Here is a 12,243-nt window from a genome sequence, read left to right on the forward strand (position 1 = left end):
CGTGGTCGGTGAAGCCGGGGTCGGGTCCAACCATCGGACCGTGCGGCTGATTGCCATCGTCGCCGGGTTGCTCGGCGCCCTGCTCGCGATCGCGACCCCGTTGTTGCCGGTCACACAGACGACCGCTGAGCTGAACTGGCCGCAGAACGGCGTGCTGCAGAGTGTGAACGCCCCGCTCATCGGCTACGTCGCGACCGACCTGCAGATCAGCGTGCCGTGCCGCGCGGCGGCTCCTCTGGCCCGGCCGGAGAACCGCGGTCGCACGGTGCTGCTGTCGACGGTGCCCAAACAGGCGCCCAAGGCCGTCGACCGCGGACTGCTCATCGAGCGGGTCAACAACGACCTGCTGGTGATCGTGCGCAACACCCCGGTGGTCAGCGCCCCGCTGGATCAGGTGCTCAGCCCGCAGTGCGAGCGGCTGACCTTCACTGCGCATGCCGACAAGGTGACCGGCGAGTTCGTCGGCCTCGTACAAGGTGCCGACGATCGGGATCCCGGGGAACCGCTGCGCGGCGAGCGCGGCGGCTACGACTTCCGGCCGCAGATCGTCGGGGTCTTCACCGACCTGAGTGGTCCGGCGCCGCCGGGACTGGAGTTCTCCGCGACCCTCGACTCCCGGTACAGCACATCACCCACCCTGCTCAAAACGCTCGCGATGGTCGTAGGGGTGGCGATGACCGTAATTGCGTTGGCCGCGCTGCACATGCTGGACACCGCAGACGGCCGTCGGGCCAAGCGGTTCCTGCCGCCCCGATGGTGGACACTGCGGCCACTGGACGGGCTCGTCGCCGCGGTGCTGGTGTGGTGGCACTTCGTCGGCGCGAACACCGCCGACGACGGCTACATCCTGACCATGGCCCGGGTGTCCGAGCAGGCCGGCTACATGGCCAACTACTACCGCTGGTTCGGCACTCCCGAAGCGCCGTTCGGGTGGTACTACGACCTGCTGGCGCTGTGGGCGCACGTCAGCACGCACAGCGTGTGGATGCGGCTGCCGACTCTGGTGATGGCGCTGGCGTGCTGGTGGGTGATCAGCCGCGAGGTGATCCCGCGCCTGGGGCACGCGGTCAAGTCCACCCCCGCGGCGGCGTGGACGGCGGCGGGCCTGTTCCTGGCGTTCTGGCTGCCGCTGAACAACGGCCTGCGCCCCGAACCGATCATCGCGCTCGGCATCCTGCTCACCTGGTGCTCGGTCGAGCGCGGAGTCGCCACGAGCCGGCTGCTGCCGGTCGCGATCGCGGTCATCATCGGCGCGCTCACGCTGTTCTCCGGCCCCACCGGCATCGCGGCGGTCGGCGCGCTGCTGGTAGCCGTCGGACCGCTGAAAACCATTGTCGCGGCGCATGTCTCGCGATTCGGATATCTCGCCCTGCTGGCGCCGATTCTCGCCGCGGCCACCGTCACGATCATCTTGATCTTCCGGGACCAGACGCTGGCCGCCGAACTGCAGGCCAGCACGTTCAAGTCCGCGGTCGGGCCGAGCTTGAGCTGGTTCGACGAGCACATCCGCTACGAGCGGCTGTTCACGCTGAGCCCGGACGGTTCGGTCGCGCGACGGTTCGCGGTGCTCATGCTGCTGCTGGCGCTGGCGGTATCAGTGGCGATGTCGTTGCGCAAGTTCAGGATTCCCGGTACTGCGCTGGGACCGAGCCGCCGCATCATTGGCATCACGGTGATCTCGTTCCTGGCGATGATGTTCACCCCCACCAAGTGGACGCATCACTTCGGCGTGTTCGCCGGGCTGGCCGGTTCACTGGGCGCGTTGGCCGCGGTCGCCGTCACCGTGACCGCGATGCGCTCGCGGCGCAACCGATCGGTGTTCGCCGCGGCGGTGCTGTTCGCGATGGCGCTGTCGTTCGCCACCGTCAACGGCTGGTGGTACGTCTCCAATTTCGGGGTGCCGTGGTCGAACCAGATGCCGGAGTGGAAGTTCGGCTTCAGCACCATCCTGCTCGGGCTGTCCGTGCTGGCGCTGCTGGCCGCGGCGTGGTTCCACTTCTCCGGGCGAGACGTGTCGCCGCCGGGACCACCGCGTCGATGGCAGCGGATCGTGCGCTCGCCCCTGGCCGTTGCCACCTGGCTGGTGGTGGTGTTCGAGGTGGTCTCGCTGACGTTGGCGATGGTCGACCAGTACCCGGCATGGAGCGTCGGGCGCTCCAACCTCGAAGCCCTCACCGGTAAGACGTGCGGGATGGCCGAGGACGTGCTCGTCGAGGAGAACCCGAACGCCGGCATGCTGAACCCCGTCGGCACACCGGTCGGCGAGGCGCTCGGAGCCGTGACTGCACAGGGCTTCGGCCCCAACGGAATTCCCACCGACGTCTCCGCCGACGAAGCGATGAGCGGAGAAGGCACCTCCACCAACTTCGCCGACACCGACGCCGACGAGGACCAGGCCGGCAACGGCGGCACCGAAGGCGGCACCACCGCCGCGGCGGGCGTCAACGGCTCGCGGGCCCGGCTGCCCTACGACCTCGACCCCGCCCGCACACCGGTGATGGGCAGCTGGCGGCCGGGCACACAGCAGCCGGCGCAGTTGCGCTCGGCGTGGTACCGCCTGCCGTCGCGGGACGAGGCCGGGCCGCTGCTGGTCGTCGCGGCGGCGGGCCGCTTCGACCCGGGCGAGGTCGTCGTGCAGTGGGCCACCGACGCCCAGGCCCGCGACGATGAGCCCGGTGGCGCGCTCGGGTTCGCCGACGTCGGCGCCGCACCCGCGTGGCGCAACCTGCGGGCGCCGATGGCCGCGATTCCGCAGCAGGCCACCCAGATCCGGCTGGTGGCCACCGACGACGACCTCGACCCGCAGCACTGGATCGCGTTGACGCCGCCGCGGATCCCGACGCTGCGCACGCTGCAGGACGTCGTCGGGTCCGAGGACCCCGTGCTGCTCGACTGGCTGGTCGGTTTGGCCTTCCCCTGCCAGCGGCCGTTCGGGCATGAGAACGGCGTCATCGAGGTGCCCAAGTGGCGGATCCTGCCCGACCGGTTCGGCGCCGAGGCCAACTCCCCGGTGATGGACTATCTCGGCGGCGGGCCGCTCGGCATCACCGAGCTACTCGTGCGCGCCACGACGGTGCCGACCTACCTCGAGGACGACTGGTTCCGGGACTGGGGCTCGCTGCAGCAGCTCACCCCGTGGTACCCGGACGCCGAACCGGCCCGGCTGGACCTGGGCACCGCGACGCGCAGCGGGCTGTGGAGCCCGGCCCCGCTGCGTCTTTCCTGAGGTCTTTGGCACTGACGGGTTGATTGCATGCCCCTGGTGCGTGGGATCAACCGATTAAGGCGCAAGGAGGCTGGGCGGCCGCCGCGATTTCATAGTGTCGGCCCCGCGTCACCGGCGCACACATCGTCGTCGCCTACCATCGACCCTCGTGCCAAGCGACGAAGATCAGCGGACCCACCGGTTCGCGCGACTGATCGCCGTCGTCGCAGGCATCGCCGGTGTGTTGCTGTGCGGGCTGGTCCCACTGCTGCCGGTGAAGCAAACCACCGCGACGATCCTGTGGCCACAAGCGCCCGGTCCCGACGGTTTCGTCACCGACATCACCGCGCCGCTGGTCTCCGGCGCGCCGCAGGCCCTCGACATCTCGATCCCCTGCCAGACCGTCGCCACCCTGCCCGAGGCCGGCGGCCTGGTGTTGTCGACCGTCCCGCCGGCAGGTATCGACGCCAGCCGCAACGGGTTGTTCGTGCGTGCCACCTCCGACGTCGTGGTGGTGGCCTTCCGTGACTCCGTCGCCGCGGTCGCGCCGCGGCCTGCGGTCGAATCCGGGGCGTGCAGCACGCTGCACATCTGGGCGAATCCGGGGCAGGTCGGCGCCGACTTCGTCGGGCTGCCAGGCGCCGCCGGAACGCTGCCTCCCGAGGAGAAGCCGCAGGTCGCCGGCGTCTTCACGGATCTGAAGGTGGCGGCGCAGGATGGGCTGTCGGCGCGCATCGACGTCGACACCCGGTTCATCAGCTCGCCGACCGCGCTCAAGCTCGCGGCGATGGTGCTCGGGGTGGCGAGCGTCATCACGTCGATCGTGGCGTTGGCGGTGCTCGACCGTCGGCATCGCGGCCGCGTGCGGGGGGCCTGGCGGCGGTTCTGGCGGGTCGGCCTCGGGCACTGGCTGGCCGACGCCGGCGTCGTCGGCACGCTGCTGCTGTGGCACGTCATCGGCGCCTTGTCCTCCGACGACGGCTACAACCTGACAATTGCGCGCGTCTCCGCCGAGGCCGGTTACACCGCGAACTACTACCGCTTCTTCGGCGCCACCGAGGCGCCGTTCGACTGGTACCAGTCGGTGCTCGCAGCCTTCGCGACGATCAGCACCGCGAGCGTGTGGATGCGGCTGCCCGCGACGCTGGCCGCGATCGGCGCCTGGCTGATCGTCAGCCGGTGCGTGCTGCCCCGACTCGGCCGCCGGCTGGCGGTGAACAAGGTCGCCGTGTGGACTGCGGGGGCGGTGTTCCTCGCGGCCTGGTTGCCGTTCAACAACGGCCTGCGGCCCGAACCGCTGATCGCGTTCGGCACCGTCGCGGTGTGGGTGCTGGTCGAGAACGCGGTCGCGTCCCGGCGGACGTGGCCCGCCGCGCTGGCGATCGTGGTCGCCGTGTTCAGCGTGACGCTGGCCCCGCAGGGGTTGATCGCGATCGCGCCGCTGGTCGTCGGGGCCCGCGCGATCGTGCGCACCGTTCGCGCCCGGCGCCCGGTCGACGGCGTATCCCCCGCAAGCGGGCGGTACCCCCAGGCGCCCGCATGGGCCGCGCTGCTGGCGGCGCTTGCCCTGATCTTCGTGGTGGTGTTCCGGGACCAGACCCTGGCGACGGTCGCCGAGTCGGCGCGCATCAAATATGTGGTCGGCCCGACCATCGCCTGGTACCAGGAGTTCCTGCGCTACTACTTCCTCACCGTCGAGGACAGCGTCGACTCGTCGCTGACCCGGCGCTTCGCGGTGCTGGTGCTGATGCTCTGCCTGTTCGGGATGCTGGCGGTGTTGCTGCGGCGCGGTGGCGTCCCGGGCATGGCCCGCGGCCCGGTCTGGCGGTTGATCGGGTCGACGGCGATCGGCCTGCTCCTGTTGACGTTCACGCCGACGAAGTGGGCCGTGCAGTTCGGCGTGTTCGCCGGGCTGGCGGGTGCGCTCGGCGCGGTGACCGCGTTCGCGTTCGCCCGGGTCGGTCTGCACAGCCGACGTAACCTCGCGCTGTACGTCACCGCGCTGCTGTTCGTATTGGCTTGGGCCACATCGGGTATCAACGGTTGGTTCTACGTCGGCAACTACGGTGTGCCGTGGTTCGACAAGCAGCCGGTGATCGCCGGTGTCCCGGTGACCGGCATCTTCCTCGCGCTGGCGATCCTGACGGGCCTGCTCGCAGGATGGCTGCACTTCCGGATGGACTACGCGGGGCACACGCAGGTCGCCGACACCCGGCGTAACCGGGTACTCGCGTCGACGCCGCTGCTGGTGGTGGCGACCATCATGGTGGTGCTCGAAGTGGGTTCGATGGCCAAGGGCGCCGTACAGCGCTATCCCGTCTACACCACCGCCAAGGCGAATCTCTCCGCCCTGAAGTCGGGGCTCTCGGACACCAGCTGCGCGATGGCCGACGACGTACTCGTCGAGGCGGACACGAACGCCGGTATGCTGCAACCGGTTCCGGGACAGCGCTTCGGCGAGTACGGTCCGCTCGGCGGTGAGGACCCGGTCGGTTTCACGCCCAACGGCGTCAGTGACACGCTGGACCCGCCCGAGCCGATCACCGCGAACCCCGGCACGGTGAACTCCGACGGCTCGCCGAACGAGCCGAACATCGGCATCGGTTTCGCGGCAGGGACCGGCGGCGGCTACGGCCCGGTGGGGGTGAACGGTTCGAACGTCTTCCTGCCATTCGGTCTCGACCCCGAACGCACGCCGGTGATGGGCAGTTACGACGAGAATAACGTTGCGGCCAAAGTCACTTCGGCCTGGTACCAACTGCCACCCCGAACCCCCGATCGGCCGTTGGTCACCGTCGCGGCCGCGGGCGCCATCTGGTTCTACGAGGAGGACGGCTCGTTCAATTACGGGCAGTCCCTGAAGTTGCAGTGGGGTGTGCACCGCCCCGACGGCAGCTACCTCCCGCTGGCCGAGGTGCAGCCGATCGACATCGGGCCCGGTCCCCAGAAGGCTTGGCGCAACCTGCGATTCCCGCTTGCCTGGGCGCCGCCGGAGGCCAACGTCGCGCGCATCGTGGCCGACGACCCGAACCTGTCCACCGATCAGTGGTTCGCGTTCACCCCGCCGCGGGTACCGGTGTTGCAGACCGCTCAGCAGTTCCTCGGTGCGCAGACCCCCGTGCTGATGGACATCGCCACGGCGGCGAATTTCCCGTGCCAGCGCCCGTTCTCCGAACATCTCGGCATCGCCGAACTGCCGGAGTACCGGATCCTTCCGAACCTCAAGCAGGTGGTCGTGTCCTCGAATCAGTGGCAGTCCGCCGAGGACGGCGGTCCGTTCCTGTTCATCCAAGCGCTGCTGCGCACGTCGACCGTGCCCACGTACCTGCGTGACGACTGGTACCGGGACTGGGGCTCGATCGAGCGCTACGACCGTGTGGTGCCCGAGTCGCAGGCGCCGGACGCGGTTGTCCAACAGGGCACGACGCGAGTGTTCGGCTGGAGCCGCAACGGACCGATCAGGGCGCTGCCATGACGCGACGCGAGACGAAGGCGAGTGAGGATCGCAGCGAGGGACGAGGGCCCACGCCCGCAGGGCAGGGGACGAGGACCGGAGCGAGCCTGAGTCGAGACATAAGCGATGTGAGGATCGCCCGCTGGGTCGCGGCCATTGCCGGGCTGATCGGGTTCGTGCTGTCGGTGGCCACGCCCCTGCTGCCGGTCGAGCAGACCACCGCCACCCTGAACTGGCCGCAGCAGGGTCAGCTGAACAGCGTCACCGCGCCGTTGATCACGCAGACCCCGGTCAGGATGTCGGTGACGGTGCCGTGCGAGGTGATCCGGGATATGCCCGCCCGCGGCGGGGTGGTGTTGGGCACCGCGCCCAAGGACGGCAAGCAGGCCGCCCTGCAGAGCCTGTTCGTCACGGTCAACACCCAGCGCGTCGACATCACCGACCGAAACGTCGTGGTGGCCAGCGTGCCTCGGGCACGCGTCGTCGGACCCGAGTGCCAGCGGATCGAGATCACGTCCTCCGAGGAGGGCACGTTCGCGACATTCGTCGGGCTGACGAAACGGGATGGCTCGCCGCAGTACAGCGGTTTCCCGGATCCGAATCTGCGGCCCGCGATCGTCGGGGTGTTCACCGATCTGACGGGCCCGGCGCCACCGGGATTGAGCCTGTCGGCGGAGATCGACACCCGATTCACCACCACGCCGACGCCGTTGAAGTTGACGGCGATGGTGCTGGCCATCGCGTCGACCGCGATCGCGCTACTGGCGCTGTGGCGACTGGACCGCATGGACGGCCGTCGGATGCGGCGGCTGGTCCCCCAGCGCTGGCGCACGTTCACCGCCACCGACGTCGTGGTGGTCGGCGGCTTCATGGTCTGGCACGTGATCGGGGCCAACTCCTCCGACGACGGTTACATCCTCGGCATGGCACGAGTGGCCGGGCACGCCGGCTACATGTCGAACTACTTCCGTTGGTTCGGCAGCCCGGAGGATCCGTTCGGCTGGTACTACAACCTCCTGGCGATGATGACCAGCGTCAGCGACGCGAGCATCTGGATGCGGCTGCCCGACCTGGTCTGCGGAATCGTGTGCTGGCTCTTGCTGTCCCGCGAAGTACTGCCTCGGTTGGGGCCGGCCGTGGCGGCGAGCAAGCCCGCGCTGTGGGCGGCGGGCCTGGTGCTGCTGGCGGCGTGGATGCCGTTCAACAACGGGTTGCGCCCGGAAGGACAGATCGCCACCGGCGCCCTGATCACCTACGTGCTGATCGAGCGGGCCATCAGCTCGGGCCGGCTCACTCCGGCCGCGTTCGCGATCGTCACGGCCTCGTTCACGCTGGGCATCCAGCCGACGGGCCTGATCGCGGTGGCCGCGCTGCTCGCCGGCGGCCGCCCGCTGCTGCGGATTCTGGTGCGGCGGCGCCGCATCGTGGGAACCTGGCCGCTGGTGCTGCCGCTGCTCGCGGCCGGCACGGTGATCCTGACGGTGGTCTTCTTCGACCAGACGTTCGCGACGGTGTTGGAAGCCACCAGGATTCGCACCGCGATCGGCCCGAACCAGGAGTGGTACACCGAGAACCTGCGCTACTACTATCTCTTCCTGCCGACCGTCGATGGGTCGCTGTCGCGGCGCTTCGGATTCTTCATCACCGCTTTGTCGCTGTTCGCGTCGATGTTCATCGTGTTGCGGCGCAAACGGATTCCCGGGGTGGCGCGCGGTCCGGCGTGGCGGCTGATGGGCATCATCCTCGGCACGATGTTCTTCCTGATGTTCACCCCGACCAAGTGGGTGCACCACTTCGGCCTGTTCGCCGCCGTGGGCGCGGCGATGGCGGCCCTGGCCACCGTGCTGGCATCGCCTGCTGTGCTGAAATGGTCGCGCAACCGGATGGCGTTCCTGGCCGCGGTGTTGTTCGTGCTGGCGCTGTGTTTCGCGACCACCAATGGCTGGTGGTACGTCTCCAGTTACGGCGTTCCGTTCAACAACGACATGCCCGCGCTCGGCGGACTCACCGTCAGCACGGTGTTTTTCGCGTTGTTCGCGATCGCGGCCCTATGGGCGGCCTGGCTGCACTTCTCGTCGCGGACCCGCGGTGAAGGCCGGATCGCGCGGGCGCTGACCGCTGCACCCATTCCGGTCACCGCGGGGTTCATGGTGGTGGTGTTCGTCGGGTCGATGCTCATCGGCGTGGTCCGCCAATATCCGACGTACTCGAACGGGTGGGCCAACCTGCGAGCCTTCGTCGGCGGCTGCGGCCTGGCCGACGACGTGCTCGTCGAACCCGACACCAACGACGGGTTCCTCGAGCCGTTGCCGGGCGATTACGGGCCGCTGGGACCGCTCGGCGGCGTCGGGCCGGTCGGGTTCACGGCCAGCGGTGTGCCGGAAAAGATTGTCGCCGAGGCGATCCGGGTCAACCTGCCGATGCCGGGCACCGATTACGATTGGGACCAGCCGACCAAGCTCAAGACCCCCGGCGTCAACGGGTCCACGGTCCCGCTGCCGTACGGACTCGATCCGAAGCGGGTGCCGCTGGCGGGCAGCTACGTCGAGGGGCCGCAACAGCAGAGCACGCTGACGTCGGCGTGGTATGAACTGCCGCCGCCCGACGACGCGCATCCGCTCGTGGTCATCACCGCGGCGGGCACCATCACCGGCGACAGCGTGTTCAACGGGCGCACCGAGGGTGAGACCGTCGAACTGGAGTACGCGCGCCGCGGTCCGAATGGCGCGCCGCTACCCGCCGGCCGGCTGGTGCCGTACGACCTCGGTCCTATCCCGTCGTGGCGGAACTTGCGGTTCCCGCGGGCCGACATTCCGTCCGATGCGGTCGCGGTTCGTGTTGTCGCCGAGGACCGTTCGTTGACGCGGGGCGACTGGCTGGCCGTCACGCCGCCGCGGGTGCCCGAAGTGCGTTCGGTGCAGGAGTACGTCGGGTCGGAGCAACCGGTGCTGTTGGACTGGGCGGTCGGCCTGGCGTTCCCGTGCCAGCAGCCGATGCTGCACGCCAACGGCGTCACGGAGATTCCGAAGTTCCGCATCACACCGGACTACAACGCCAAGCGCAAAGACACCGACACCTGGCAGGACGGTCTCAACGGCGGGCTGCTCGGCATCACGGACCTGTTGCTGCGCGCACACGTGATGGCGACGTATCTTTCCAAGGACTGGGGCCGCGACTGGGGCTCGCTGCGCAGGTTCGTCATGACTCCGGAAGCGCAAGGGGCGACGCCGGCGACGCTGGACTTCGGCACGGCCACGCACAACGGGTTGTACAGCCCGGGCCACATCCGCATCAAGCCGTAGACGTCCACTCTCCCTGCGTGACTGACCGTGTTTGCACACGACACGCCGCGGGTCTGCGAGCATTCTGGGGTCACTCGCGCAGCGTCACAGTCCTCTAACCTTGACGCGTGGACCGGATTCGGCTCGGCGCTGCGACGCTCACCCGCGTCATCGAGTGGCAGGTCGACGACCTACCGAAAGCGGTGTTCCCGCACACCCCCGCCGAAGCATGGTCCACGTACGCCGACGAGTTCTCGCCGACATACTGGACCGATGCCGGATGGCGTATCGCGCTGCAGATCTGGGTGATCGAGGTCGACGGGCTGACCGTGCTGGTCGACACCGGCGCGGGCAACGACAAGCCCCGGCCGCGGATGGCGGTGCTGTCGGGGTTGCAGACAGAATTCCTGGCTTCGTTCCGCGCCGCGGGATTCGACCCGGCCGAGGTGGACGTCGTCGTCAACACACACCTGCACTTCGACCATGTCGGCTGGAACACGCTGTGGCTCAACGACTCCTGGGTTCCGACGTTCCCCAACGCCCGCTATCTGGTACCCGAGGCCGACTACCGGCACTTCGGTCCCGACGGACCCGCGCAGTCGTCGACGCCGCGGACCGAGGAAGAGGAATCGGTGCAACGGCATGTGCGAACGGTCTTCGCCGACAGTGTCACGCCCGTCGAGCCCCAGACCGAGTTGTGGTCCGGCGACCATCGGCTCAGCCAGTCGCTGTGGCTTCGCCCCGCGCCGGGCCATACCCCCGGGTCGTCGGTGGTGTGGCTTGACGCCGGTGAACCCGCGGTATTCGTCGGCGACCTGACGCACTGCCCGATCCAGATTGTCAGACCGGACGATCCGTGCGGCTGGGACGAAGACTTCGAAGCGGCGGCGGCAACGCGTAAACGCGTACTGACCGAGGCGTCGCGGCAGCGGGCCGCGGTGGTGCCGGCGCACTATCCGGGCCATGGCGGCGCGACCGTCGTCGCTCGCGGGGACACGTTCATGGTCGACGACTGGCTCGCCCTTCCACCGATCTAGGACCCGTTGCGGTGGCCCGCGGCCGCGGATCAGGCGACTTGTATGGTGCATAGAGCCGCCAAGGTGGAAAGAGGTCGACCGTCTCATGGGTTTGCGGTGGTATGCGCTGGCCGTGACCGTTCTCTGGGTGTGTCTGTTCGCAGCAGTACCGGGCGCAGCCCCGCGGGCTTCCGCCGAACCTGACCCCGCACCCGCACCCGCACCGGGAACGCGGACGGTGACCGCCGCGGTTCACACGCTGGAGCCATTCGTCATGCCGACCGGCAGCGGCGCGCTGACAGGGTTCAGCGTCGAGTTGTGGGAGGAGATCACCAAACGCCTCGACTGGTCCACCCAATACATCGAAACCGGTGATGTGCGGGGTCAATTGGCTGCGGTCGCCGACGGACGGGCCAAGGTGGCCGTCGGAGGCATTTCGTTGACGGCGGAGCGGGAGCAGTCGTTCGACTTCACCCACCCGACGCTCGATGCCGGCTTGCAGATCATCGTGCCCGTCCACGACACCCGCCCGTCGGTGCCCGGCTTCGGCGGCTACCTCGACCTACTGCTGTCCAGGACGATGCTGATCTGGCTGAGTGCTGCCGTGGTCGTCAGCGTGCTTCCCGCACACGTCTTTTGGCTCATCGAACGCCGTAGCGACAAGCCAGTCGTTTCGCGCGCCTACTTTCCCGGGATCGTCCAATCGTTCGCGTGGGGCATCGGTTCATTGGTGGGCAAGAACAGCGCCTCCGCGACGAAGACGGTCACCAAAGCATTGGCGATCCTGTGGGGTTTCGCGGGCATCGTCTTCATCGCCTACTACTCGGCCAACCTCAGTGCCACGTTGACCGTCGCTAAACTGGACGCCAAGATCACCGGACCGGCAGACCTGTACGACAAATCGGTTGCCACCGTCGCGGGCACCACCGCCGCGACGTTTCTTCGGGGTATGGGCATTGAGGCCACCGAAACCTCCACAGTCGAGGACTCCTACCACCTATTGCGTGAAGAGGGCTACGACGCGGTCGTTTTCGACGCCCCTGTCCTGCGGTACTACGTGGCCCACCGTGGCGAGGGCGTGGCGGTGATGGCGGGACCGGTTTTCCATGAAGAGGACCAAGGCTTCGTCACCGAGATCGGCAGTCCGCTGCGCAGACCGATCAATCAAACGCTGTTCCGGATGCGTGAAGACGGCACTTACAACCTCATCAAAGAGAAGTGGTTCGGCGACGACATCGCGACCACGGCTGGAGACATGAACTAGGCGACGCACCGTTGTGCGCACCC

5 protein-coding genes are annotated in these 12,243 nt (G+C 68.5%); all 5 read left to right on the forward strand.

The annotated features are described in order from the left end of the window. The first annotated feature begins 1 nt into the window (after window position 1). Window positions 2-3,226, forward strand: coding sequence for an arabinosyltransferase domain-containing protein (locus tag AU187_RS00695; RefSeq protein ID WP_059100717.1), 3,225 nt, complete (start codon window positions 2-4; stop codon window positions 3,224-3,226). Between the two features lie 148 nt (window positions 3,227-3,374). Beyond that, window positions 3,375-6,680 carry an arabinosyltransferase domain-containing protein gene (locus AU187_RS00700; RefSeq protein WP_059100716.1) on the forward strand — a complete coding sequence of 1,102 codons (3,306 nt, stop codon included), beginning with the start codon at window positions 3,375-3,377 and terminating at the stop codon, window positions 6,678-6,680. Window positions 6,681-6,766: 86 nt separating this feature from the next. Then, entirely contained in the window at window positions 6,767-9,961 is a 3,195-nt protein-coding gene (locus AU187_RS00705) for an arabinosyltransferase domain-containing protein (RefSeq protein ID WP_059100799.1), read from the forward strand. 107 nt (window positions 9,962-10,068) lie between these two features. Then, window positions 10,069-10,977: an MBL fold metallo-hydrolase gene (locus tag AU187_RS00710; RefSeq protein WP_059100715.1), complete on the forward strand. Its 909-nt coding sequence runs from the start codon at window positions 10,069-10,071 to the stop codon at window positions 10,975-10,977. Between the two features lie 217 nt (window positions 10,978-11,194). Then, the gene (locus AU187_RS00715) at window positions 11,195-12,220 is read left to right on the forward strand and encodes a transporter substrate-binding domain-containing protein (RefSeq protein ID WP_286131835.1); all 1,026 of its coding nucleotides are present in this window, start codon (window positions 11,195-11,197) and stop codon (window positions 12,218-12,220) included. The last annotated feature ends 23 nt before the right edge of the window (window positions 12,221-12,243 follow it).

Source organism: Mycobacterium sp. IS-1556 (genome assembly GCF_001499985.1).
GTDB lineage: Bacteria > Actinomycetota > Actinomycetes > Mycobacteriales > Mycobacteriaceae > Mycobacterium.